Raw genomic sequence first — 25,250 nt, 5'->3', positions numbered from 1 at the left:
TCCAGAACATCACCGGCTCGATCCTTCATTTCTGTACTCTAATGTATGCGCTTATGGCAGAGTGGCCCGGGCACGCGGCCCATGGCTGGTCACAGAGGACGCTCGCGAAGCGCTTGGTGGCAATTTGAGCACTGTCGCCCTTCCCATCGACAGCTTCGGCGTGAGCCACAAGGGCTGCGTGCGCGACCACAACGAGGACAATTACCTCATCGAGCCGCAGACCGGCCTCTGGGTGGTGGCTGACGGGATGGGCGGGCATGAGGCCGGCGAAGTCGCCTCGGCCAGCATCGTCGATCACCTGGCGACGATCGGCATTGCCAGCTCGGCGCCGGACCTTCGCGCCCGCTTCGAGGACCGACTTGGCCGCGCCAATGCCGAGATCCGCGACATATCGCGATCGCGCGGCATCACCATCGGCTCCACTTTCGCGGCCTTGCTTGCCATGGATGGACGCTTCGCTTGCCTATGGGCGGGCGACAGCCGCATCTATCTCGTCCGCAACGGCTCGATCTTCCAGGTTTCGAAGGATCATACCGAGGTGCAGGAATTGCTCGACCGCGGCATGATCAGCGCGGAGGAGGCGCGCACCTGGCCGCGCCGCAATGTGATCACGCATGCGGTCGGCGTCAGCGACGAGCTCGAGATCGACTTCCAGCAGGGCGAATTGATACCGGGCGATGTTTTCGTCCTGGGCACCGACGGACTGACGGCGCATGTCAGCGACGCCGAGATCGAGACCGCGGCCGGATCCGCCACGCCGCGGGCGGCATGCCAGAGCCTGCTGGACATGGTGCTGGCGCGCGGCGGAACCGACAATGTAACCATTGTACTCGTGAAGATCGGCGGCGGGCGCAACGACGCGCTCCATTCGGATCGGTCCGCAGCGGAGGGCCTGGCCAGATGAGCGACGACGACAAGACACGGCTGTCGACGAACATCGCCTATACCGGCGTCGGCACGCAGCTGAGCGGCATTTACGAGCTCGACGAAAGGATCGCCTCCGGGGGGATGGGCGAAGTCTACCGCGGCCACAATATCCAGACCGGCGACCATGTCGCGATCAAGATCGTGCTGCCCGAATTCGCTCGCGACCAGACGATCCTGTCGTTGTTCCGCAAGGAGGCGTCGATCCTCAACCATCTGTCGCATGACGCGGTGGTGCGCTACCACGTCTTCACCATCGATCCGGGGATCGGCCGTCCCTATCTTGCGATGGAGTTCGTGGACGGCGAGTCGCTGTTCGACATCATGCGGCGCGGGCCGATGCCGGGGGAAGATGTGCGCCGGCTTTGCCATCGCCTCGCCTCGGGGCTCGGCGCAGTGCACCAGGCGGGCGCGGTGCACCGCGACCTCTCGCCCGACAACATCATCCTGCCGGGCGGCCGGGTCGAGCGCGCCAAGATTATCGATTTCGGCATCGCGCGCTCGGCGACCGGCGGCGAGACGCTGATCGGTGGAAAGTTCGCCGGCAAATATAACTATGTTTCGCCGGAGCAGCTCGGCCTCTACGGCGGCGATGTCAGCGAGCAATCCGATATCTACAGCCTCGGGCTGGTGCTGGCCGCGGCACTGCGCGGCAAGCCGCTCGACATGAGCGGCTCGCAATACGAGGTCATCGAGAAACGCCGGACGGTGCCGGTCCTGTCGGATATCGATCCCGGTTTCCACGAACTCCTCGAAGCCATGCTGCAGCCGGATCCGCGCGACCGGCCGGCAAGCATGGCCGAGATCGCCAGGGCGACGCGGGGCGAGGATGTCGAGGCGACATTACCGCCGCCGATGTCGTTTGGAGCACGCGAACGCCCCGGCCTGCCGCGCGCCGGCTGGACGGCACCGCCGGACTCCAAACCGCAGCCATCGGCGCCTCCGGGCGAGCCGCGCTTCGTCGAACATGTGCGCCCGGCGCATCTGTCGGAGCCACGGCCTGCGCCGGCTGCCGCTGCGGCCAGCGCGCCGGCGCCGGCCGCGCCGAAAAGGGCTTCGCGGACGCCCGCCATCGCCGGCGGCGTCGCGGCGCTCGCGATCCTGGTGGGCGGCGGGCTTTATTTCAGCGGCATCCTGGCGCCGGCGGAAAAATCGACGCCGCTGACGCCGAAGCCGGTCGCGGAAGCAGCCAAACCAGCGACGGACGCGACGCAACCGGAGGCGCCGAAACCTCAGGCGTCGGCCACGCCTCAGCCGGAACCACCAAAACCTGACAGCGCCTCCGCCATCGAGACGGCGAAGCCACCCACCCAACCCGATGCGGAGGTCAAGACACCCGTCGAGAAGCCGACGCCACCTGCCGCTCAGCCGGAGAGCCAGGCCGACAACCAGGCGCATGTCCCCCAGGTCGAGACCAAACCCGCGCAACCGACCAGCGAGCCGCCGACGGTCAAGACGCCGAATCCGAGCCAGACGGCTGAAAACAAGCCGGCGCAGGAAGCAAATCCGCCGGCGGCCAAGCCCAGCGTAAAAGACCTCGTGGACATGCTTTCCAAGTTGCCCAAGCCGAAGGCTTCCCCATCCCCGACTTCGGAAAGCCAAGCGCCGGCGCGGCCGACCAGTCCGCCGGCCGAGCCGCAGGCACAGACCCCGACAGCCAGCCAGCCAGAAACGCCTGCCGCGCCGACCCAGCCGGCGCAGCAACCACAGCCGCCGGCGACCAAGCAGCCCGACGACACCGACGTCGCCATCAATGTACCCAAGCCGGCGCTTCCGTCACCGGAACAGGATATGGCGACGTGGAACGAGTATCGCGCCTGGGTGCGCGATTTCAGCGGCGGCAGCTGTTTTTACGTGAACGTGACATCGGGTCTCGGCGCTTCCCCCGCGATCGAGGGATTCGGAACGGCGGTCCAGCCCTTCGAGCAATTGCTCAACGATTTCCAGACCAGGTTCCATATCGAGCCGGACATCAGCGTGCGCCTCATCACCCCATCCCAGTGCGGAGTGCCCACCTTCCTTCGCTTTCTCGACCGGAGCTCGGCCGAGAAGCCACAGCTCGTCCTCGACCGGACGTCGGTCCCGGACGGCTCGCCGGTCAGCGGCGCGCTGTATACGGGCGGCGGGCTGATCTCGAACATAATTCTGATCGACCACAAGGGCGTCGCGTTCAACCTCGATGACCGCATGGTGCCGCAAGCCGACAAGGTGACCTTCAACATCCCGATCGGCCTTGCCGCCACCGACAAGGCAGCCGGCAAGGCGGTGCCGCAGATCATGCTGGTGATCACCGGACCCAAGGACATCCAGGCCGCCATGTTCTCCAGACCGACACTGGCCTCGGAGCTGTTGCCCAAGATCCTCGAGGAGATCGAGGCCGACGGATCACAGTTCTCCGCCACGGCCACGTATTTCCGGCTTGGCGGATAGCATGAACGCCGATGGATCTTCGCACCCTGCGTTCATTGTGCCAGCCCTCGCCACGCAAGCAGCGTAGCCGGCTGCGATTCCTGTTGCCGGGCCGCGCGGCGCTTGCAGCGCTGCTCGGCGCGGCGCTGCTCTCGATCCTTTCGCCCAACAAGGCGCATGCCGAATTCACCGTCTGCAACCAGACGCTCGATGTCGTCAATCTCGCCGTCGGACAGAAGGTCGACAATGGCGACCAGACGGACGGCTGGTGGACCATCGGCGCCAACCAGTGCGTCAACGTCATCCGTGAGGAGCTGACCAACCGCTACATCTATCTCTACGCGACGGACGTCTTCGGCCACGCGATCCTCAACGGATCGACCGAGATGTGCATCGACCGGCGGCGCTTCTCGATCCGCGGCATCGACGAGTGCTGGCAGCGCGGCCATATCGCGGCGCGCTTCGTCGAGGTCGACACGCTCGAGCAAGCGCGCTGGACCTATTTCCTGACCGGAAGCAGCCCGTGACGCACTCGATCGACACGAGCTTCAAGGCAAAGAAGCAGGCGCGACTGGCCGAGCGCCGGCGCAAGCTCTGGCGCCGAGCCGTTGCCGGCCTTGCCACGCTGTGCGTCGTTGCTTTAGCCACCGGCTTCTATCTGACCAAGGACTATTGGTCGTTCGGCGACGAGGACGAAGAGCTGCATGCCGTCGAGGACATGGAAGACGTACCGCCCGACGCCTCGGTCTATGTGCCGGCCATCATCGATCTGGCCGGTGACCCGATGTGGATCACGCTTGCACCCGACGCCGATACCGCGACGAAGGGCCATACCATAGCGCGCCCGGCCGAGCTCGACAGTTCAGGCGCCTCGCCGCAGATCGACATTCTGTCCGACGTGATGCTGAGCGCCAGCGAAAAGTTCATGACGACAATCCCGTCGACGCAAGAGGATTTCGCCTTCTTCCAGGCACAGCGGCAGGCAGCTCCCAAGCCTTCGGCAACGGTGCCCGATGATGCGCAACCGGCCCCGCCCGCTCCGGCCGCGGCGTCGGACGATCAGCAGGGCGATCTGGGGAACGACCTTCAGGCGGCGCCGGACGAGAGCGACACCTCTGCCGGTTCGGCCCCCAAGGCCGACGCCGACGACCCCGAGGCCGGCTGGGGCGAAACCATCGACCAGGGCGAGGCAGCGCTTCCGACTTTCAAGAAAACCGCGATCGAAAACAACACGACGGTTGCGACCGTCACCAGCGAATATCAACGCTTCGAGGCGACCGAGGATAGCTTCGTGAAGATCCTCAACGACCGCAGCCTGGACAGCGTGGCGCTCGACGCGCATTTCTCCGCCGATGATGCGAAGCTTGCCGGCGAGGCGCTGAAGATGCTGTTCAATCGCGACGGGCTGGAGCCCGGCTTCGTCGTCGCCATGCGCGGCTTCCGGCCGAACCGCGAGACGACGACCATGTCGCTGATGCAGGTCTCCGTCTACGCAAAGAACGTCTATGTCGGCACGCTGACGCGCAATGCGGCCGGCGCTTTCGTGTCGGGCGTCGATCCCTGGGTCCGCGAGGACCTCTTCAACTATTCCGGCGCCTCGGACCAGGGCGGGCCCAAACGTCAGTACCGCCTGCTCGACGCGATCTATTCGACGGCGGCGCGCAACAAGGTGCCGACCAGCGTGATCGGCGAGGCGATCATGTATCTGTCGCGGGGACAGGACCTCGACGCCTTCGCCAGCGAGGACCAGCGCCTGGTGCTGATCTATTCGCAGACGCCGCGCGGCCAGGGCGAGATCTCCGGACGAGTGCTCTATGTCGGCGTCCAGGGCGCGGAAAAGAGCCTCGACTGTTTCGTCTTCCAGCAGAGCGACGGCCAGTATGCCTGCGTGACCGGCGACGATCAGGTCCGCTCGCTGACCGTCACCAACGGCATGGTCACGCCGGTGGCCGGGGTGATGACCTCGACCTTCGGCCCGCGCAAGCATCCGATCCTCGGCACGGTTCGGATCCACAAGGGCGTCGACTGGGCGGCACCGGTCGGCACGCCGATCGTGGCCGCCTTCGACGGCGAGATCTCTTTCCAGGGCGATGGCGGCAGCTACGGCAACCTGGTGAAGATCGCGCATGCCAACGGCCGCGAGACGCGCTACGCCCATATGCAGAAATTCGCCATCGCCAGCGGCGTCGGCGCCAAGGTGAAGGCCGGCGACGTCATCGGCTATATCGGCACCACGGGGCTTTCGACCGGCCCGCATCTGCATTTCGAGCTCTACCTGAACGGCGAGGCGATCGACCCGCTGGGGACGGTCACCTCGGTCGCCACCGCCGTCTCCGTCAGTTCCGGCGGTCCCGGCGATTCTGCCGTCGAGACGCTGACCGACCGCATCGTGCATGTCGAAAGCGGCGGCAGCGCCCGCGCCAAGAATCCCAACTCGTCGGCGACCGGCGCCGGCCAGTTCATCACCAAGACCTGGATCCGGATGATGAACACCTATCGTCCCGATCTTGCCCGATCGCTTTCGACCGCCGACCTGCTCGCGCTTCGCTATGATGCCACGCTGTCGCGCGAGATGGTGCGCAACCTGGCGCGCGAAGGGGAAGCCTATCTGCGGGCCCGCGGCCACCAGATCACCGCCGGGCGCCTCTATCTTTGCCATTTCCTCGGCATGGAAGGGGCGCATCAGGTGCTGGCCGCGGCCGGTTCGTCGCAATTGAGCGCCGTCCTCGGATCAGCCGTCATCCAGGCCAACCCGTTCCTGACTGGCAAGACGGTCGGCTACGTCATCGATTGGGCCGAGCGGAAAATGGGGCAGAAAGCGCCGCGCGTGGTAATCGATCAAAGCCAGCCGGCGACGACCACAACCGAGGTCCGGCAGACGTCGCCGGAGTTCGAGAAATACAAGCAGGCAATAACCGCACTGATAGGTTCTATCCAGGATACGCTTGAGCCAGGCTAGACGCAGTTTTTGGTTCACCAAACACCGCGTTTTTCGCCGGGCCGATTGGTTTTCAGGCCTGCGAATGGTACATTAGCGAATATTCATGGAGGAATTTTCGGGCCTTTCATGAACCAAATCTGTGGCCGGGATCACAGACACCCAAGAGACATTTTTGGCAGAAGCGCCGTTGTCGCTTGCGAAATTCAGCATACGCAGACATCGATAACGCGCCCCGTGGGGGCGGAGGGCTGATCCATGAAAGCGTTCGCCATCCTTTTGGGCGGGTTCATCCTGCTTTTCCATGCCGCGTTCGGCGCCCAGGCCGCCGCGTCCGACACCAAGCGTGTCGCGCTGGTCATCGGCAACAGCAAATATGTCAATGCCGTCGCTTTGCCCAACCCGGCGAACGATGCCCACCTCATCGCGTCCACGCTGCGCAATGCCGGCTTCGAAGTGATCGAGGGCGTCGACCAGGACAATGCCGGCATGCACAGCCTGATCAGCAAATTCACAGAGGAATCCTACAATGCCGACCTCGCGGTCATCTTCTATGCCGGGCACGGCATGCAGGTCGACGGCAAGAACTACCTCATTCCGGTCGATGCCGAGCTGACATCGCCGGCCTATCTCAAGACCCGCACCGTCCAGATCGACGAGTTCATGGCGGCGCTGCCGGCCGATCCCGCCGTCGGCATCATCATCCTCGATGCCTGCCGCGACAACCCGCTGGCGCGCACGATGGCCGCCGCGCTGCCGAAGAGCCGCTCGCTCGGCGCCGGCCTGGCGCCGGTCGATGCAAAGGCGGACGGCATGGGCACGGGCGGCGTCCTGATCGCCTATGCGACGGACCCCGGCGCCATCGCTTTCGACGGCAATGGCGTCGACAGCCCCTATTCGCTGGCTTTGGCCAAGCACCTGACCGAGCCCGGCGTCGAGATCCAGAGCGCGCTGACGCGCGTGCGCGGCGAGGTGACGGAAACCACGCAGGGCCGGCAGCGGCCGTGGCACAATGCATCGCTGGGACGCGAGGTGTTCCTCGGCAAGCCAGCGGCGCCCATCGCAGCGCCGGTGGCCGACGCCGACAAGACGACGGCAACGCCCGCCCCCGCTCCGGTGGCGAGCGAGCCGCCGTCATGGGAGGTCGAGCAGCGCCTTTGGGACGAGGCTTCGAAGAAGAATGCCATCCCCTATTACGAGGCCTATCTCGACCAGTTCCCGAACGGCCGTTTCGCCACGGTGGCAAAGCTCACATCGACCAGCTGAAGGATCCGACGGCGGGCAAGCAGGTCGCGGCGCTCGACACGGAGGATGCTAACGCCAATCCAGGTTCGGCTATCCGCACCTCGGTCGGCATCACCGACGAGATGAAACAGACGCAAGGCACCGAGTTGACGGAAAGCGCTATCGGGCTCGACCGCGACGGCCGCATCGATCTGCAGCTGCGCATCGAAGCGCTGGGCAACGAGCTTGGCCGGGTCGACGGCAATCTCGGCCAAAGGACACGCCAGGCGATCGGCGTCTGGCAAGGCAGGAACGGCTTGCCGCCAACCACCTATCTGACGCGCGAGCAGCTGGCCTTCCTGGTCATCCAGACCGACCCGATGATGGATGCCGTGCGCGCCAAGAACGCCGCCGACCAGGCCCGCACCGCGCCACCGAAGAAACAGGTCGTGCAGAAGACCCGCACGCTGAAGCCGGTGGCGCAGCAAAAGCCGCGCAGGAAACAGACGCAGGTCGTCCAGCGGAGGCGCGACAGCGAGACCGTGGTCCGCGAGGACGCGCCACCGCCAAGAGACAACAACGACTTCCTGACCAAGGCATTGATCTTCGGCACCGGCATTGCGGTGGGCGGCGCGCTCAAGAACTGATTGAGGGTAAAAGTAGGCCCTGGCCTGTGGGCAGGGCTCTAGCCGCTAGTTCTAGTCTCGCTATGAGCTTGTTGACGCCAGCGACCTATTCGGTCCTGATCCGCATTTCCACCCGGCGGTTGACCGGATCGTAGGGATTGGCGACACGCGGGTGCGTCTTGCCCAGGCCGATCGCTTCGAGCCGCGCCGATTCAACGCCGTTCGCTTCGAGGAAAGCGGCCACCGATTGCGCCCTTCGCTGCGAAAGGGTCTGGTTGTAGCGATCCGGGCCCGTCGCATCGGTATGGCCCTCGACGACGAAGCTGAACGTGCTCAGCCGGTTGTCCTTCAGCGCCTTGGCGAATTCGTCCAGCTCCGAGCGGGCGGTCTGGTCGAGCTGGGCCGAATCCAGGGCGAAGTTGATCATCATGTCGAGGCCGGTTTTTTGAGATGAACCGCTCTTATCGGCCTTGCTCTTGCACTCTTCCTCGGTGCCGACGCAGATGCCGCGCGAGGCGCCAAGATTGCCCTGGCCGGCGAAGAACTTCACGATGTCTTCCGACTTCTGAAGCGGATCGGCGAACACGTGCGTTGAAAAAAGCACGGCCGCCAATGCCAAAGCTGAGCTGCCCCACCTCATGACCGTCACTCCTGTTTGATGTTTGAGCGGGTTTCGCTAGTGCGAACTATATCAAATCTCGAAGCGATTGTCTGTGAACAAGCGCACGTTGCCAGCGACCGCCACCTGCTAAAGGCTAAGGCTTGACCGGCGCTCGGCCGCAGGCTTGAGTGCTAGAGCGGTTCGCCGTTTCACGGAAACGCCGAACCGCTGTATCTGTTTATTTTACGCAATTCCGGACGGAAAGCCGTTTCACACTTTCCTGGAATTGCTCCAATTCGCTGGTTCTCGGGGTGCGGCAGCCATGGCCAATGAACTCGGATACAGAACAGCACGGGATCTCTTCCTCGCCTGTCCCGCGATCGCGCGGGACATGAAATCGCCGGCCGCCGCCCAGCCCCCACTCGAATTTTGCCGCGCGCTGCTCGCCGGGCGCGTGCCGGAGGAAGCAGTCACGTTCTGCGCCTACCTCCTGCCCGAACGCGCCGCGGTCTGGTGGGGACATGAATGCCTGAGCAATCTCGCCGAGCTTCTTGCCGACAGGGATATCGAATTGCTCGCGCTTGTCAGTGACTGGGTGGGCGAGCCCGGCAATCCCCACCATCGGGCGGCGCTGGGCGGCGCCGTCGACCAGTCGCCGACGACGCCGGCCGCATGGATCGCGCTGTCGGCAGCCTGGCGTGATCCGGCCTTCGACATGATATCGACCGGATTTCCCGCCGCCCATGCCGTCAACGCCGGTATCCTGGCGGGGCTTGCCCGCGTCTCGACCGCGGACCGCTTTGGCGTGCTTTCGGCCTTCGTCGAAATGGGCATCCAGATGGTGGAGATGGAGGCGCAGCGGCAATCGGTCGACGCGTATTAGGATTTCCGCCGGCAAGGCTCCGAAAGCCCTAATCCAGTGTCATTTGCAGCCGCCTTGCGCCCATCTGGCGAGCGCGACCTTGAAGCGGGTGCCGAGCGGATGCTGCAGGCGCAGGACGGAGACGTCGTTGGCGGCGAAATTCTTTGCCTGGTCGCAGAGGCGGGTCTCGTTCCACTGATGACAGCCTTCGCAGTGCTTGCCTTGCCAGACCGACTTGTCGAGGCCTTCGACCGGACTGAAAAGCGGCTCTCCCTTGATCAATTGGGCGATGCTCTTGCCATCGATCGCCGGGTCGCCGAACTTGACCGGACGATCGAAGAAGATCGGCCCGTCCGTCGCCAGCTTCGGGATCTTCTCGCGCAGCAGGTTGAGCGCAAGCTGATCGTCGGTCTGGCCGGACGCCGCGCCGGTATTGCGCGTCTCGGAACCCGCCTCTGCCTGCGGCGCACTCGCCTCGCCGACGATCAGCGGCGCGTTGAGGTCGACCTTGTGCAGGACGACCTCGGTGGTCAGCGAGACATTGATCCAAGGACGCTGCTTGCTGGCGGTCGCCTTGAAGACGTCGCTGGTCACCCTGTTCATCGCTTCGGTGATGGAGACGTTGGATTCACCGATATGCTGGAGCAGCGCCGTGGTAAAAGGCGAGTGGTCGCCCGACCCGTCATAGGCGAGTTGGTTCGGACTGGCGGCGAAAGCGACCAGCGTGCCGGCGCCGCCATTCTCGATCGGGATTTCGGCCAGACCGCTGCTTGCGCCCTTTATGCCGGCGGTCTTTGCCAGCACGTCGGCAAGCGGGTTGTCCCGGCATGCGTCCAGGAAAACGAGCCTGATGCTGGTCTCGCGCGACATCTGGCGCAGGATGAAATCGACCGAGACCGCCTCGAAATCGAGCGAGGTCTCGTCCTCGAGTGCGGCATCGACCGGAAGCAGATAATTCTTGCCCGAGACCTGCAGGCCATGGCCGGCATAGAAGAAAAGCGCGATGTCGGCGCCGCGCACCTGCTTGGCGAACTGCGCGACCGTACCTTGCGTCTGCTGCTTGGTAAGGTCGAAGCCCGAGACCACCTCGAAGCCGAGGTTCTGCAGCCGCTCGGCTATGGCCTGCGCATCCCGCGCCGGGTTGGCGAGCGGCGCCGCATGCTGATACTGCGAGTTGCCGAGCACCAGCGCGACGCGCCGCTCGGCACTTGCGGCTGTCAACGTCAAGAGCAAGGCAAGCGCCGCAAGTCCGGCGGCGCGAAACATGCCACCGCAAAGGGCGATCGGACCGGAACTCACCACGACCTCAATTGGCGGGCTTGCTGGCGGAGAACTCGATGCGCCGGTTGAGCGCCTTGTTCTTGGGCGTGTCGTTGGCGGCGACCGGCTTGTCCTCGCCATAGCCGGCGGAGCTTATCTGGCCGCGCGGAACGCCGTCGGCTACAAGCGCATCGGCGACCGCCTGGGCGCGTCGCTCCGACAGCAATTTGTTCGTCTCCGGCGATCCGTCGGAATCGGTGTAGCCCGACACCTCGACCTTGAGGGCCGGGCATTTGCCGACGACGCCTTCGACCTCCGCCAGCAGCGGGCGGCTCTTGGCGTCGAGCCTTGCACTCGCCTGACGGAAGTAGATGGCGCCGGTGCGCGAGAGCACGGCAAACCTGTTGAGGCATTCCTCGTCGCTGAAATTGGCTTTCGCGGCATCGGTGGCGACGGGACCGACCTCGGCGGCGCTGGCCGCAACGGTCTGCACGGCGGCCGGCTTGCCGCCATCGGCGGTGAAGACGAAATCAAAGGAAACCGACGCGGTGGGCACTATGTTGGTGACATTGGCGGCCTGCTGCAATTTGTCGATGTTGGGCAGCAGGCCGAAATCCTCGACATGGACGGCGACAGGCGCCTCCGAAGCGACGGAAACCTGGGTATCGCTGATCATGGTGACGACGACGCTCGCCTCGAGATCCTTGTCGACGCCATGCAGGTTGAGGCGGAACGGCAATGTCGTCTTCACCCGGCGCTTGGCCGGCAGATCGGCGAACGCCGCCGGGTCCACCTTCGCCGTCAGCTCGGCCGTCGGATAGGTGAATGTCTCGAAAAACAGGAAGCGCATGCGGACGTTGCGCAGGTCGACGCCGGTATCGACGGAATTGAGGTCGAAACTGATCTTGGCGTCACCGGCCGAACTCAGCGTGCCGGTGATGTTCCTGATCTTGTTGGTCTCGACGATCGTGTTCTTCTTGACCGACTGATAGGTGAGCACCGAAGCGGACGGATCGAGCGTCCAGCTCGGCGCGGCGCTCGCGATCTGCGGTCCGAAGACCAGCAATGCGGCAACAATCAAGCCAAAGGCCGCGGGCTTGGCTCGCACTTTTCGCAAGAATGCGACGACTTCGAACATGGAACGCCCCCGCCAGGACAACCCGATCTCGATACCGGCATGTGGCGAGAGCATAGAGCACTTGAACCGGATTGGCGAGCGGTTCAAGCGGGATGCGAAAAAGTGGCGCCAGTCACCACACGTCGAAAAGAGCATCGTAGGTCGAGGACGTTATCACCACCCGCCACCGCCACCGCCACCGTTGCCGCCACCACCTATTGGCGCAATGACGGGCACGGTTTCGTTCTTGACCGGTTTGATCAGCTTCTTGGCAGTCACCTTCTTCTGCTTCACCACCTTCGGCGTCGTCGTCACGCGAACGTGCTTGGTGGGATATTTGGTTGTCGGCGTCGGCTCGAACCTGGGCGTCACAGTTGTACACCCAGCAACCGCAAAGGATAGGAATATTGCGATGACCGCCTGCTTCAATGCCCTGCCCACTATTGCCTCCTTGTTGATCAGAACAGGTCCCGACGCGGATTGGCTTGCTCCCAGACGGCTCTGGCCGTCCGGATCAGTTGATCGTCGACCGAGCCGCCTGCGGGGATTTTCGATTTGAGTTCCGAGCGCAGCTGCTTCAAGGCAGCCGACTTCGGCTTCGCGCCGAACTGCGCCAGGGTTCTACGCGCGCTCGGTAGCTCGTTGCGAAGATCGAGCCCTGCCGCAAACGCCAGATAGCGGACGGCGACGGCTTGGTCGGATTTGTCGCCTTTCTGCATCTCGATAGCCGCGCGGTCATACGCGCCGGAATAGTCTCCGCGGGCGCTCGCAAGCTCGAAAAGCCGTTGCGCTTCGTCGAGGTTCTGCGTCACGCCAACCCCGTCCCGATACATGCGCCCAAGGCTGCCGGGCGCATAAGGCTGGCCAAGGTCCATCGCCTTCTGGAAAAGCGTCTGCGCCTGCTTCGTATCCTTCTCGACGCCACGTCCGCTGAGATAGTTGCGTCCGAGAATATTCATCGAATACATGTCCTGGCGCTCGACGCCCGCCTTGAGGAAGGCAACGGCGCGAGCCGGGTCGGCGGGCACGCCATTGCGGCCTTCGGTGAAGATCGCGGCGAGATCGTTCATGGCATAGGTATGCCCCATGGCCGCCGCCTTGAGCAGCAGGTCCAGGCCCTTGCCGGTATCGCGCTGGACGCCGAGGCCATTGAACAAGGCCCGCCCCCAGGCGGTCATTCCATAGGGATCCCCTTTGTCGGACGCCTTCGCGTAGAAACTGTTGGCCTTGCTCGGGTCCACGGCCGTTCCTATGCCGGACGAAGCGATATAGCCGAGCTCGAACACCGCGCGAACATGCCCCTTGTCGGCAGCGTCCTGGATCGCCTTCTTTGCCTCGTCGACCTTACCGGCCGCCAACAGCGCTCGTCCGAACTCGTATCGGAAACGGGCGACGTCCGGATAGGCCTTCACCGCCGCCCGGCAGACATCCACGGCGTTGCTGCTGATTTCGTTCGGCAGCAGGCCGGGAACAACGCCCTGCAGGTCGAGAGGCTCGCCAGCCTCCCTGTCGCAGGGCTCGACGCTCGGCGACAACTTCATCGTCGCCGGCTTTGACTGCGTGTTGTCAGCCCGGATTTCGAAGCCGACTATCAATGGTTCGACGGCGCCTATCTGAGGTTCGTAGCGCAGCTGGTCGACTTCGCCGGCCATCAGGCTCGATTCCGGCGACAAGGTCCGATCCGGCAAGGACAGCGTCCCGGTTGCCGGATAGCTCGCAAGCTTCAGGCTGACCCCCGTATCCTTGGTCGGAAAATCCAGCTTCAGCGGAACCGGGCCGATGCCGACCGGAATGCTGACGTCATGGTTCTCGATCGCCTCGGCGGCGCCGGCGATGTGGATGCCGCGCTCCAGCACCTGCTGCTTCTGCTCGGACTCGAGCGAGGCCACGAGCTGCCTGCCCGCGGCACCGTCGCCGTTCTTGACCCGGAACACCAGGATGCCCTGCGATCCACCACCCCACTCGTCATGCGTGGCATAGGCCAGCATATCGACCTGGTCCTCGGCGTCGGCGCCCTTCGGCACATCCATCTGAAGCCGCGGCAGATCCTTGCCCTCAATCGGCTCGCCCGTTGCGACCGGCTTGCCGTCCAGGATCAGACGCCCCAGCGCCGGCGGCCTTTCGATGCTGATGGTGACCGCGCCGCCATCGACATCGACCGGCACCGGCAGGTCGAGCGCGACCGGCCCGACGCCCGACGGTACGGTCTTTTCCAGCACCGGCGGCAACGCCGGCCGGTTGGCGCGGCGCATCAGCACCACCTCGTCGATCAGCGAGGAGTTCTCCCACGGAACCTGCGCGCCTTTGGTGGCTTCGACTACGTCGCGGCGGACGGCGGCCATGACGGAGCGTATCTCCTGGTTCGGCGCCAGCGCGCGGCGGGAGAAGGCGGATGAAAACGGACTGAGATCGCCGGACCCGTCATAGGCGACCGCGCCGGGCTCGGTAGCGAAGGCGATCAGCGTGTTCAGCGAACTTTTCACCTGCGCAAGGCCGGTGCCGCCGGCCGCAATCAACTGGTCGCGCAGCCAATAGTCCTTGCGCGGGAAAGGATTGTTGCGGCAGGCGTCGAGGATAATCACCTGGATCTTCGATTTAGCGCGCAGCTGCTGCAGGACGTCGTCGAGCTTGACCGCCTGGACCTCGATATCGGCTGCACCCTTGAGCGATGCATCGACCGGGATCAGGAAATTTTCACCGCCGATCTGGAAGCCGTGACCCGAGTAATAGACGACCGCAAGATCGGCGCCGTCCGCCGCCGCGAGATAATTGCGGAACTCCTTCTCGAACTGGAGTTTGGTGAGGTCCTTGGCGACGAACACATCGAAGCCGGCCAGCCGAAACGTGTTCGACACATCCTCGGCATCCTTGTCCGGATTCTTGAGCGCCGGGATTTCGCGGTATTCGGAATTGCCGATGACAAGCGCAACCCTTCGATCGGCATGCGCCTGCACTGTCGTGAGGCCCACGAGGATGAAGGCTGCAATCAGCGCACAGCATCGCAGCATGGCAAAATCCCTAACTGCTATCACCTGTCGGCCACAGGAACGCAGCTTGCGGCATCGTGGTCTGTTAAAGACTTCACAATCCGCCAAGGCGACAATGCAAGGAACCGCGCCGGCAAGGCGGATCGCTTATCCAATCAATTGCTAAAATAGCTCAGAGGCCTGGATGCCGCAATGACCCGAGTGCGTGCGTCGCCGCCTGCCGACGCTGGACTGCCATCGGGATAGGCGGCGTCTTCTCGCTGACGCAGATGGCGCTGTTGCCCACTCTGGCTACACCCCGCGACGTTGGCTGCAACGAAGCCGAACCAGTCGCGATTGAGCGGCCGTTTCAACCCACGCTGATTTCTGCTTGAATACTCTCCCACCCATCCTGGAGCACGTCCATCGCAAACGATCCCTTCGCCCCATTGCGGCAACGCTTCCTGCTCCGGTGTGCCGATCAGTTGGCGGAGCTGAAGGCTATCGCTTGTCAAGGCGGCCCCCTGCCCAGTGATCCGCTGATCAGGATCGCGCATTCGCTGGCGGGAGCGGCGGGAACGTTCGGCTTTGCGGAGATCAGCGCGCGAGCGTCCGCGCTGGAGACGCTGCTGATCGATCAATCGGATGGCGGGGCTGGCCGCACCGCTCTCGATGCGCTCATCGCGGAGATCGAGTGCACGCTGCAATGACGCGGCGGGTCGTGCTCATTTCTTTGTGCCGGACAGGCCGGTCCTGGTCATCTCGCCCCAGCCCTGGTTACCGCGCAGGAATTGCCACCAGCCCTTGACGCGCCAGAAATTGTTGAGCTGGCGGTAGCCGAAATTCTCGATCACGGCGGCCGCCGTCAGCACGGCGAGGTCCCTGGCCCGCGGGAAGCGCTGCAGCTCGGCCTCTTCGAGGATCAGCGAGCAGACGCTGACGCAGACGCCATAGGTGAAGATGAGCGCGGTGAAGGCGAGAAGATATTCGGCCGAGAGGATGCCGAGCAGCCAGAAGGCTGGGATCAGGATATAGCCCAGCACCTCAGCCACAGGCCCCAGCACGTCGACGACCAAGATATGGCCAAAGCCGAGGAATCCGACACGGCCATAGCGCGGGTTGAAGAGCATCGAGCGGTAGCGGAAGAAGCATTCGAGCGCGCCGCGCTGCCAGCGCGAGCGCTGCCGGGCAAGAACGCTCAGCGTCTCCGGCGCCTCGGTCCAACACACCGGCTCGGGAATGAACTGGATGCGGTATTCGCGCTTCATGTCGCGCATATGGCGATGCAGCTTGATGACGAGGTCCAGGTCCTCGCCCATCGAGCCCTTGGTGAAGCCGCCGACCGCCACCACTTCCGCGCGGCGGAACATGCCGAAGGCGCCGGAGACCAGCATCAGCGTGTTGATGCTGCTCCAGGCAAGCCGCGCCATGAGAAAGGCGCGCAGGTATTCGACCACCTGGAACAGCGGCAGCAGCCGGCGCGGCAGATGGATCTCGCGCACCCTGCCAGCCTCGATCTTCGAGCCGTTGGCGATGCGGATAGTGCCGCCGACAGCGATGGTGCGCTCGGGATCGTCGATGAAGGGCTGGGCGGCGCGCATCAGCGCATCGGGCTCGAGGATGGAATCGCCGTCGATCACGCAGAACAGCGGCGCGCGGCAGACATTGATGCCGGCATTCTGGGCGTCGGCCTTGCCGCCATTTTCCTTGTCGACCACGAACAACCGTTCGGTCATCGGCGAGGAATAGAGGCCACGGATCGGCTTGTGCGCGAGCGCCTCCTCATAGGGCCGGTGGAACTTCACCAGCTTGAAAGCCTCAATAAGCCGCTGCAGCGTGTCGTCCTTCGAGCCGTCATTGATGACGACCACCTCGAAATTCGGATATTCGAGCGCCAGCATCGAATGCACGCTCTCCACCACGTTCAACGCCTCGTTATAGGCGGGCACCAGCAGCGCGATCGGCGGCGCGACATCGCTATATCGCTGCCAAAGCAGCGCCGAGCGGGCCACCGGCGGGCGCTTGGAAAGCGCGTAGCCGGCGACGACGAGCTGCAGGAGGTAGATCGTCGTCTGCGCCAGCCCCGTTCCGATGATGAACCAGGACAGGATGGTGGCGGCAAGAACGATCTCGTGGCTCCAGCCGGCAATCATAAGGCTGGCCCCTCGGCAAGAATGAGAGAGGCGGTGCGCTGGCTTCGCGAAACCTCGCTGGCCGCGATCTCGCGCAGCAGCCGTTCTCCTGATTGACCGAAGGAGCGCAGCGCGTTGGCGGCGGCATAACGCACGGTCCAGACCTCGTCGTCCATCAGCCTGGAGAGCGGCGCCGCGAGTTCGGGAAAGCCGAGGCGCCCCGCGGATTCGGCGGCGGCGGCGCGCACCTCCCAGTCGTCGTTTTCCATAGCGCGCTTCAGGATGGCCGGCGCCTGGGCGTGACCCGTGAGGCCCAGTGCCCGCAGCGCAGCAGCGACAACCTCGGGTGCGGCATCGCCAGCCAGGCCGGCGAAGAAATCGGCGAAGCCGAAGCCGCCGGCGCGGGCGAGCGCGTCGATCGCAGCCGCCCTGACGAAGGGCGAGGCGTCCGCTCGCGACGCATGGACCGCGAGTTCGTTGAAGCGCGAGCGCGGAAAGCGCCTGAACAGCTCGATCAGGCGCCGCGACCGCTGCCCCGCCACGCCGATAAAGTCCAGCGCGGTGCCGAGCAGAGGCAGGCTGCCCAGATCGCAGAGCGCGATTGCCGCCGCGATCCTGACTTCGCGCGAACGGTCCTGGGCGAGCGCCGAAAGCAGGCTTGCCGACGCATCCTCAGAACCCAGCGCCGCCAGCATCTCGGCCGCATGGATGCGGTCGGCGACGTTGCCTTTCTGAAGCTGCCTGCCGACACGGGCCGGCAGGCCGCATTCGTTGAAGGCGACAAGCACGTCGTCCCTCTCCTCGCCGCGCAACAGCGAAATGAACTCGAAGCCGGCATCGATCGCGATGCCGGCTGGTACGCCAAGCAGCCTCACCTTCAAGGCCTCGCGGTCGCGGTTTTCGGTGAAGGCGATCAGCGCGGTCAGCAGTTGGCGCCGCTGGTCGGCCGCCGCCCTGCCCCGGCGCTCCTGCAGCATGCGGCGCGCAATCAGGAACAGCATGATCACCAGGGAAACGACGCTGAGCAGTATCGACAGGTCCCAGATATACCACATGGTCAGAACCGCGCCGTCAGGCCGAGGCCGAATATGCTTCGGTCGAATGTCGGGCGTTGTTCATGCGCGATGCTGGCGCGCAGCGTCAGCGGATCGCTGACGTCGAAGGAAATACCGCCGAAGATGGTGCGCGTCGGGATCAGCGCGCCGTCGTCGATCTCGGGGGCGTCGGCGTAGCCGCCGAAGACATTGAAGCGCGGTGTCACCGCAAGGTCGGCACGAAGCACATAGCCATCGGCGCGCGTGCCGATATCGTCCTGGGCGTGTACCCAGCGGGCGGACAGCCCCAGACGGCCATCGAGGATGTAGCCCTGCACCCAAGGCGAGATGCTGGTTACGTCGGTATTGGCGAAATTGTCGTAGCGGGCGTCGATGTTGAGCGAAAGCGGGCCGAACGCCTTTGCCGGCGCCACAACCTGCCACGAACCTCCGGCGCCGATGGAATAGCGCGCCAGGAAGTCGGCATCCGGCGTTGCCGCGGCCAAGGCGTAGGCGGAGAACGCCGGCGAGAAAGCCTGGTCGATGCGACCCTCGATCTGAACGTCGGTGTGGCCGAAGCGGGTGGCCACGCGGGTGCGCCCGGAAATGGTCGTGCGCGGCGACAGCCGATAGGCAAGACCGGCGGAACTGTCTGTCCAGTCGCGAAGCCCGTTGGTGAGATCGCTCACCTCGCTGCCGACGTCGAGCCGCCATTTGCGTGGTGGCGGCACGGCCAGCCTCTGCTCGACATCGGCGGAGCCGGGCTCGATGGCAAGCGCCTGCTTATAGGCTTCCCGTGCTGCATCGTCGTCGCCCTGGGCCCGGCGCACGTCGCCGATCCCCACCAGCGCCTCGGCGTTGCGCGGATCGACCGCAAGCACGCGCTGGAACGACTGCTCGGCCCGTGTGTAATCGGCTTCAAGCAGGGCGATCCGGGCGTCGAGGTCGAGCGCCTCTACATTGTTCGGTGCTGTCGCCAGCACGCCGTCCACCAAGGCGCGAGCGTGCGGCGCGTCTCCCTGCCAGATCGCCAGGCGGACCTTGCCCAGCCGGGCATCGAGGAGGCCTGGTTTTATGGCCAGCGCCTGGTCGAAGAAATGCCCGGCCTCGTCGAAGCGCTGGCTGGAGCCCACGACCAATCCAAGAGCGACCAGGATGTCGGTGTTCCGTGGCGCCAGCTTGAGGGCACTGCGATAGGCTTTCTCCGCCTCGGGCAGCTTGCCAGCAGCGCGCAGGTGCCTGCCCTGCTCCATCAGGCCGGGAACGGGATCGGCCCGCCTGCGAGGCGGCTCCTTCGCTGGCGTCGCGGCAGCCGGAACCGGCTTCAGCTGGCCGGCCTGCCTTGCCTTGCGGATGTTCTCGATCAGCGTTCGGGCGTCGGCATTACCGGGATCGGCCTGCGCGACCGATTCGGCGAGCCGCAGCGCGGCGTCCGGATTGCCGGAGCGGAACTCGACCTCGGCCATGCCGAAAGAGGCATCCCGATAGGTCGGCGCAAGGGAAAGTGCCTTGGAAAAAGCGTCTCGCGCCGCCGTCAAATCGTTGCGGCCGAGCTCCGCGAAGCCAAGCTGAACCAGGGCGTCGGCGTTGTCGGGCTTGAGCGCCAGCGCGCGCCGGAAAAGATCCGCCGCCTCGTCGAAATGCTGCGCTTGCCTGGCTTTGACGCCGGACGCGTAGAGCTCGTCGACCGTCTGCGCCAGCACCGCGTGGGGAGCCACCGCGATCGCCAGAACCAGGCATGTGGCAAGCACCGAGCGCCGGCCGCGCCGCATCAGCGTTTGCCGCCCTTGCGCGCGATCAGACGCGCCAGCCGGGCCAGAAGCTCCTCGGGGATGAATGGCTTCACCAGGTAGTCGTCGGCTCCCTTTTCCAGAGCCGAGACAATGTCCCTTTCACCCTTGCGGGCAGTCAGCATGACCACCGGCGTTTCAGATAGAGCCGAATTGCCCTTGATGCGCGCCAGCACCTCCAGGCCGTCGACCTTCGGCATCATCGCGTCAAGCACGATGATGTCGGGTTCGTCCTGCTCCGCCTTCGCCAGCGCTTCGGCGCCGTCTGCCGCCTTGATGACCTCGTAGCCCTTCGCCCGCAGCCTGAATTCCATCAATTCGAGCAACAGGGGGTCATCATCGCAGATCAGAACTTTTGCCTTATCTCCATTCACAAGTCCTGCTCCGGTTCCGTCGCCCCCCGGAGTAATCAACCCATGAACCGACATCCGCCAATGCGGTCCATGCCAACAGCGCGCGAGTCTCGCCGCGCCGGCCAATGCCGCGCAATCATAATAAAGCTGATTCGCGACGGCCGCACTTCGATGCAATCAGTAGATGAATATCGGTGCATGGTATAGGAGGCGTAAACGGCAAACGGCGCTTGCCACAACCTTCTTGCCACCCCGCCGTGGGTCAGGCCTGCTTCCCGCCGGATGAAAGCAGCTTCCTGACTTCGCCGGCGAGCGCCAGCGGGTCGAAGGGTTTGGCGATGACCCCGACCGCTCCCATGGCGAGATAGCGTTCCACCTCGTGCGTCTGGGTGCGCGCCGTGATGAACGCCACGGGAATGGACGCCGTCAGCGGCGAATCGGCCAGGCGCCTCAGTGTTTCCGGCCCGTCCATGTCCGGCATCATCACGTCAAGCAGAATGAGGTCGGGCCGCCAATCGGCGGCATCGGCCAGCGCCTCGATGCCCGAAGCGCTGGACCGCACCTCGAATTCCGGGTCGAGCTCGAGCGACATCTGAGCGATTTCGCGGATGTCGTCCTCGTCATCCACATAGAGGATCCTTGCCAGCATCGTGTCACTCCTCGGCATGAGCAGGCTTGGTGCTGTCGCGAGACGAAGCCAACATGCTTCTGACCAGCTTCGCGACGTCGATTTCGGATGCCTTGGTCTTGGTCATGATCGCCTGCACGCGATCGCCGAGCTTCTGGTCGAGTTCCGCCGCCGAGAACACGATGACCCCGGTCTCGAGCGGCAGATCGGTGAGCAGATCCAGCCCCGATCCGTCGGGAAGCGCGATGTCGAGGATGACAAGGTCGAAGCGATGGCGTGCGATCGCCTGCTGGGCCTCCGCCAGCGTTTTCGCCGAGGTGATCGAGACGCCCGAACCCAACCCCTCCGACATCACCGCAAGCACACCCTCATCATCCTCGACATGCAGGATCCGCGGCTTCGGCTCTATCCTGCGGCCGACGATCTTGGCGAGAGCGGCGTGAAGCCGTTTCGAATCCACCGGTTTCTCCAGCCAGTCGACGATGCCGACGGCGCTGCCGTTCAGCGAGCGCCGGGCCTCGTCAGCGACGGCGGAGATGACGATGACCGAAATGTCGGAATTCACAGGCGATGCCCGTATATCGTGGAAGAGCTTGATGCCGGATTCCCCCGCCAGCTTGATATCGAGCGTCAGCGCCACGTAATCGCGAGACCGCAGGAGCGCCTTGGCGGTGTCGATATCGGGGGCGACGTCGCTGGAAAAGCCTTCCGCGTCGAGCAGCGCCGCGATCACCGCAGCGATGTCGGCTTCGTCCTCGCAAATCAGGACACGCAGGCGGCGATCGCGCTTCCGCGACCGGCGCTCGACCAAAACCGGCTTTTCGGCCTGCCTGTGCGCTTCGGCAAGGTCGACGTGAAACGAGGTTCCCTTGCCTTCCTCTGTTTCGAAGGAAACGGCGCCGCCCAGCTTTTCAACGATGGTCTTGACGATGCTCAAGCCCAAGCCGGTGCCCCCCTTCTTGCGGGTGCTGGACGCGTCGGCCTGCTCGAACTTGCCGAATATGCGGCTGCGGAACGCTTCGGGAATGCCCGCTCCCTGATCGATCACGGAGATACGCAGCATGTCGCGATCGCGGCGCTGGAGCTTCACCATCACGGTGCCGCCGGGTTCAGAGAATTTGATCGCATTCGACAAAAGGTTCGCCATCACCTGGTGCAGGCGGTCCGGGTCGATATTGGCCTCGGCGCGCGGGGCGTCGTCGACCAGGACGATGCGTATCCTGCTCTCGGCCATGTAGTTGGCACTGGCGGCGATGGTCTGCTCCAGGACCGGACGCACGGGCATCTGCTTGATCTTGAAGGTGATCACGCCTGATTCGATCTTCTCCATGTCGAGGATATCGTTGATGAGGAGAACCAGCCTTTCGCTGTTGTTGTGGGCGATGTTGACGAGGTTGGCGGCCTTGGACGGCAGTTCGCCCGCGACGCCGGCCGCGATCAAGCCGAGCGAGCCGCGGATCGATGTCAACGGGGTCCGCAATTCGTGGCTGACCGTCGAGATGAAGTCGTTCTTGAGCTCGGCGTTCCGCTTCTGCTCGGTGATGTCGCGATTGTAGGTGATGACGCCGACGATCTTGCCGGCCTCGTCGCGGAAAGGCGCCTTCAGTGTGTAGAGCCAACCCTGCCTGCCGTCCGGGAACAGCGCGGGCTGGTCGATGCGCGATGTTTGCCCGGCCTCCAGAGCGCCGGTCTCATCCTGCCTGAAACGCTCGGCCACGTCCTTCGAATAGAAATCGAAATCCGTCTTGCCGATGAGGTCTTCGACCGAGGCAGCGCGCATCATTTCGGCGGTGGCTGGGTTTGCGACGACGAAGCGGCCGTCGACATCCTTGACGTTGAGGCAATCCGGCAGCTCGCGAACCATGGCGCGGTAGACCATGTTGGACATAGCGAGATCGCGCCGCCGTTGCTGCCTATCGAGCAGCACGCCGATGACGAAGGTGCCGAGAAGACGGAACACAAGGGACGGGAGCGTGCTCTGCTGCACAAAGCTGGCAAGGACTTGCGGAGGGATGACCAGAAGTGTGATGAGCCCGGCCAGCGCGACCGACACGCCGAGGCCGAGTATGTCGAACATGGTGCGCGACCGGACCGCGACGACGTGATGCCAGGCCAGGCCGACGATGGCGGTGATCAGGATGCTCATGACGCCCGCGGCGGCACCCTGCCCGCCGAGATAGAGCCGATAGGCGATGGAGCCTGCGGTAGCGATGGCCATCGCCGGCCATCCACCGAAGAACGCGGCTGCGCCGATAAACGCGGCGCGCAGGTCGACGACGAAGCCGGAGACGGACAGCGCCGTCGCCATGGAAATGATGGCGCCCATACACATGACCAAGCCGAGAAGCAGCGATTGTATCCGCCGCGGGAGACGCCCGGTGAAATCCGCCACAAGGTCCCAGGCGACGACCAGGATGGAGACCAGGGCAAGATTGGCGAGGAGTGAATGCCAGATGTCGGTCATGACTTTTCTGCTCCCTTTTTCCGATAAATATCGGCAAAACCTATCCGAGGTCTAAAGAGGCTGCTCGCTAGCCAAAAGCGTCCACGCGAAGACCTCGGCGTCACCAACGTCGTTGATCGCCTGTCCTTGCTTCTTCAGGCGCAGATTCAGTGCCCGATGTTATCGCATATGGCAGCGCTGCGCGCATGTCGGGATCGACGCGCAGGCGTCGCTTCAGTGGCGGCACGGCACGCTGGCCGTAATTCGGCCGCTTGCAGATGCGGCAGGAGACGCCTGTCGGCTGGAAGACGGCGCGGCCCGCCAGGCTGAGGCCGTCGGCATAGACGAAGTCGTCGGCACGCGAAACCCCGCAGCCCAGCGCGATCGCATAGCGCTGTTGCGGCGCGGCAAAGCCGCCTCGCTCGCCGCCGGCAACAAGACGCTGGCGCCGCAACTCGTTGAAAGCGCTGGGGCGCTGTGTACCGAGGACGTTGTGGTCGGCGGCGTCATTCCCCGGCAGGACTATCAGTTCCTGCTGGACCGCGGCGTGGCCGCGGTCTCTGGCCCCGGCGCCAACGCGCCCGACGCCGCGCATGCCGTGCTCGACCTCCTGGAGGGTCGGCGCAACGCCTGACGAACCCATCCGCACTGGAATTGGACCGGCAGCGATCCCGGCGAAGATGCCCGGATTTTCAGCCGGGCATCCTCGGACACGACCACCGCCTGGGCGGAATTTATTTCTCCGCGTAAGTCGGCTTGCCGTCGGCGCCCTTCTTCCATTCGTAGATGACATAGTCGGGACGCGTGATGTCGCCCTTCTGGTTATAGCCGATGTCGCCGATCGCCGTCTTCCACGGGCCGCTTGCCTTAATGGTCGCGGCGACCTTCTGCGCATCGTCGGCCGAGCCGGTCTTGTCGATCGCCGCTGCGACGATCTGAACCGCAGCGTAGGAGTAGAGCGTATAGGCCTCCGGCTCGAAACCCGAGGCACGGAACTTTTCGACGATGGTCTTGGCTGCAGAGTTTTTCCGTGGGTCCGGCGAGAAGGTGTTCAAGGTGCCGATAACTGAATCGCCCGCGATCGAGGCCAGCTCGTTCGAGACCATTCCGTCGCCCGAGAACAGCGTCGCCTTCAGGCCCTGATCCGCCGACTGGCGCATGATCAGACCCGCCTCGGTGTGGAGACCGCCGAAATAGATCAGCGTGACGCCGGCCGCTTTCATCTTGGCGATGAGCGCGGAGAAGTCCTTGTCGCCGACATTGATGCCTTCATACATCACCTCGGTCAGGCCGTCGGCGTTCAGGTCCTTCTTCGCGACATCGACGAGGCCCTGGCCGTAGGGTGTCTTGTCGTGGACGATGGCGATTTTGGCGTCCTTGAAGTTCGCGGCGATATAGTCTCCCGCCACCTTGCCCTGCTGGTCGTCGCGGCCGCAGGTGCGGAACGTGTTCCAAAGGCCTCGCTCGGTATATTGCGGATTGGTCGATGCCGGCGAGATCTCGAGCACGCCGTTCTCGGCATAGACTTCCGAGGCCGGGATCGACACGCCCGAGTTGAAGTGACCGACCACATACTTCACGCCGTCAGCGACGAATTTGTTGGCAACCGAAATGCCTTGCTTCGGATCGGAAACATCGTCGCCGATCTCGATCTTGATCTTCTGGCCGAGCACGCCGCCAGCCGCGTTGATGTCCGCCGCCGCCTGTTCGGCGCCTTTTTGGAACTGCGCGCCAAACGCCGCGTTCGGGCCGGTTATCGGCCCGGCGACGCCGATGACGATGTCCGCCCAGGCATTGCCCGCGAAGGCGGCAAGCGCGGCCCCCGCGACCGCTGACAAGAGATATTTCTTCATATGGAGCTCCCATTTTCGTGGCGGGCACTGGTTGAAGCTTCGATGCGATGCCCACGTCCGACGCATCGAGCAGACTTGCAGGTCATGACC

The 25,250-nt window shown here is 64.4% G+C and carries 20 protein-coding genes and 2 pseudogenes; 9 read left to right on the top strand and 13 right to left on the bottom strand.

The window, feature by feature from the left end:
• Nucleotides 1-124: 124 nt before the first annotated feature.
• From YU3_RS0123180 to YU3_RS41795, 6 genes are all read left to right on the top strand, one after another.
• On the top strand, nt 125-904 hold the full coding sequence (locus tag YU3_RS0123180) for a PP2C family serine/threonine-protein phosphatase (protein WP_036259285.1): 780 nt from the start codon (nt 125-127) through the stop codon (nt 902-904).
• The gene (locus YU3_RS0123175) at nt 901-3,354 is read left to right on the top strand and encodes a protein kinase (protein ID WP_027168477.1); all 2,454 of its coding nucleotides are present in this window, start codon (nt 901-903) and stop codon (nt 3,352-3,354) included. Before YU3_RS0123180 ends, YU3_RS0123175 begins: the two co-directional genes overlap by 4 nt.
• 11 nt (nt 3,355-3,365) lie before the next feature.
• Nucleotides 3,366-3,860, top strand: a complete 495-nt coding sequence (locus YU3_RS0123170; RefSeq protein ID WP_027168476.1) for a DUF1036 domain-containing protein — start codon at nt 3,366-3,368, stop codon at nt 3,858-3,860.
• Nucleotides 3,857-6,292 carry a M23 family metallopeptidase gene (locus YU3_RS0123165; RefSeq protein WP_027168475.1) on the top strand — a complete coding sequence of 812 codons (2,436 nt, stop codon included), beginning with the start codon at nt 3,857-3,859 and terminating at the stop codon, nt 6,290-6,292. The genes YU3_RS0123170 and YU3_RS0123165 overlap by 4 nt, the downstream gene beginning before the upstream one ends.
• A 237-nt stretch (nt 6,293-6,529) precedes the next feature.
• Nucleotides 6,530-7,537: a caspase domain-containing protein gene (locus tag YU3_RS41800; RefSeq protein WP_245273623.1), complete on the top strand. Its 1,008-nt coding sequence runs from the start codon at nt 6,530-6,532 to the stop codon at nt 7,535-7,537.
• Between the two features lie 101 nt (nt 7,538-7,638).
• Entirely contained in the window at nt 7,639-8,142 is a 504-nt protein-coding gene (locus tag YU3_RS41795; RefSeq protein WP_245273622.1) for a peptidoglycan-binding domain-containing protein, read from the top strand.
• A gap of 85 nt (nt 8,143-8,227) precedes the next feature.
• Here the strand turns inward: YU3_RS41795 and YU3_RS0123155 are convergent, their stop codons facing one another.
• Nucleotides 8,228-8,761, bottom strand: coding sequence for an OmpA family protein (locus YU3_RS0123155; protein WP_027168474.1), 534 nt, complete (start codon nt 8,759-8,761; stop codon nt 8,228-8,230).
• 283 nt (nt 8,762-9,044) lie between these two features.
• Between YU3_RS0123155 and YU3_RS0123150 the strand changes: the two genes are divergently transcribed.
• Nucleotides 9,045-9,605, top strand: coding sequence for a hypothetical protein (locus YU3_RS0123150; protein ID WP_027168473.1), 561 nt, complete (start codon nt 9,045-9,047; stop codon nt 9,603-9,605).
• Nucleotides 9,606-9,644: 39 nt separating this feature from the next.
• Here YU3_RS0123150 and YU3_RS38775 read toward each other — a convergent pair whose 3' ends face one another.
• The 4 genes from YU3_RS38775 to YU3_RS0123130 form a co-directional block, all read right to left on the bottom strand.
• Entirely contained in the window at nt 9,645-10,883 is a 1,239-nt protein-coding gene (locus tag YU3_RS38775; RefSeq protein WP_027168472.1) for a caspase domain-containing protein, read from the bottom strand.
• 7 nt (nt 10,884-10,890) lie between these two features.
• Entirely contained in the window at nt 10,891-11,982 is a 1,092-nt protein-coding gene (locus YU3_RS0123140) for an OmpA family protein (RefSeq protein WP_027168471.1), read from the bottom strand.
• A 153-nt stretch (nt 11,983-12,135) separates the two neighbouring features.
• Nucleotides 12,136-12,333, bottom strand: a complete 198-nt coding sequence (locus tag YU3_RS0123135) for a hypothetical protein (RefSeq protein ID WP_051334052.1) — start codon at nt 12,331-12,333, stop codon at nt 12,136-12,138.
• A gap of 86 nt (nt 12,334-12,419) precedes the next feature.
• Nucleotides 12,420-14,969, bottom strand: a complete 2,550-nt coding sequence (locus YU3_RS0123130) for a caspase family protein (RefSeq protein ID WP_027168469.1) — start codon at nt 14,967-14,969, stop codon at nt 12,420-12,422.
• A 443-nt stretch (nt 14,970-15,412) separates the two neighbouring features.
• Here YU3_RS0123130 and YU3_RS0123125 point away from each other — a divergent pair, with 443 nt between their 5' ends.
• Nucleotides 15,413-15,637, top strand: coding sequence for an Hpt domain-containing protein (locus YU3_RS0123125; RefSeq protein WP_245273621.1), 225 nt, complete (start codon nt 15,413-15,415; stop codon nt 15,635-15,637).
• Nucleotides 15,638-15,652: 15 nt separating this feature from the next.
• Here the strand turns inward: YU3_RS0123125 and YU3_RS0123120 are convergent, their stop codons facing one another.
• The 7 genes and pseudogenes from YU3_RS0123120 to YU3_RS41790 form a co-directional block, all read right to left on the bottom strand.
• Nucleotides 15,653-17,080, bottom strand: coding sequence for a glycosyltransferase (locus YU3_RS0123120; protein ID WP_027168467.1), 1,428 nt, complete (start codon nt 17,078-17,080; stop codon nt 15,653-15,655).
• Complete coding sequence (locus tag YU3_RS0123115; RefSeq protein WP_027168466.1) at nt 17,077-18,114, bottom strand: HEAT repeat domain-containing protein; 1,038 nt, start codon at nt 18,112-18,114, stop codon at nt 17,077-17,079. The genes YU3_RS0123120 and YU3_RS0123115 overlap by 4 nt, the downstream gene beginning before the upstream one ends.
• 2 nt (nt 18,115-18,116) lie before the next feature.
• Nucleotides 18,117-19,865: a YaiO family outer membrane beta-barrel protein gene (locus tag YU3_RS0123110; RefSeq protein ID WP_027168465.1), complete on the bottom strand. Its 1,749-nt coding sequence runs from the start codon at nt 19,863-19,865 to the stop codon at nt 18,117-18,119.
• Nucleotides 19,865-20,257, bottom strand: a complete 393-nt coding sequence (locus YU3_RS0123105) for a response regulator (RefSeq protein WP_027168464.1) — start codon at nt 20,255-20,257, stop codon at nt 19,865-19,867. Before YU3_RS0123105 ends, YU3_RS0123110 begins: the two co-directional genes overlap by 1 nt.
• Nucleotides 20,258-20,498: 241 nt before the next feature.
• The gene (locus YU3_RS0123100; protein ID WP_027168463.1) at nt 20,499-20,885 is read right to left on the bottom strand and encodes a response regulator; all 387 of its coding nucleotides are present in this window, start codon (nt 20,883-20,885) and stop codon (nt 20,499-20,501) included.
• Nucleotides 20,886-20,889: 4 nt separating this feature from the next.
• The gene (locus YU3_RS0123095) at nt 20,890-23,328 is read right to left on the bottom strand and encodes an ATP-binding protein (RefSeq protein WP_027168462.1); all 2,439 of its coding nucleotides are present in this window, start codon (nt 23,326-23,328) and stop codon (nt 20,890-20,892) included.
• A gap of 100 nt (nt 23,329-23,428) precedes the next feature.
• A pseudogene (locus YU3_RS41790) lies at nt 23,429-23,725 on the bottom strand (short-chain fatty acyl-CoA regulator family protein); the annotation flags it as partial.
• On the opposite strand from YU3_RS41790, the pseudogene YU3_RS41785 reads away from it, so the two are divergent.
• A pseudogene (locus YU3_RS41785) lies at nt 23,723-23,941 on the top strand (methylmalonyl-CoA mutase); the annotation flags it as partial. The pseudogenes YU3_RS41790 and YU3_RS41785 overlap by 3 nt on opposite strands.
• Before the next feature lie 100 nt (nt 23,942-24,041).
• Here the strand turns inward: YU3_RS41785 and YU3_RS0123085 are convergent.
• On the bottom strand, nt 24,042-25,160 hold the full coding sequence (locus tag YU3_RS0123085; RefSeq protein ID WP_027168460.1) for a branched-chain amino acid ABC transporter substrate-binding protein: 1,119 nt from the start codon (nt 25,158-25,160) through the stop codon (nt 24,042-24,044).
• Nucleotides 25,161-25,250: the final 90 nt, after the last annotated feature.

The sequence above is a fragment of the Mesorhizobium sp. WSM3224 genome (assembly GCF_000427725.1).
Classification (GTDB): Bacteria; Pseudomonadota; Alphaproteobacteria; order Rhizobiales; family Rhizobiaceae; genus Mesorhizobium.
This window is presented reverse-complemented; position numbering and strand designations above follow the sequence as displayed.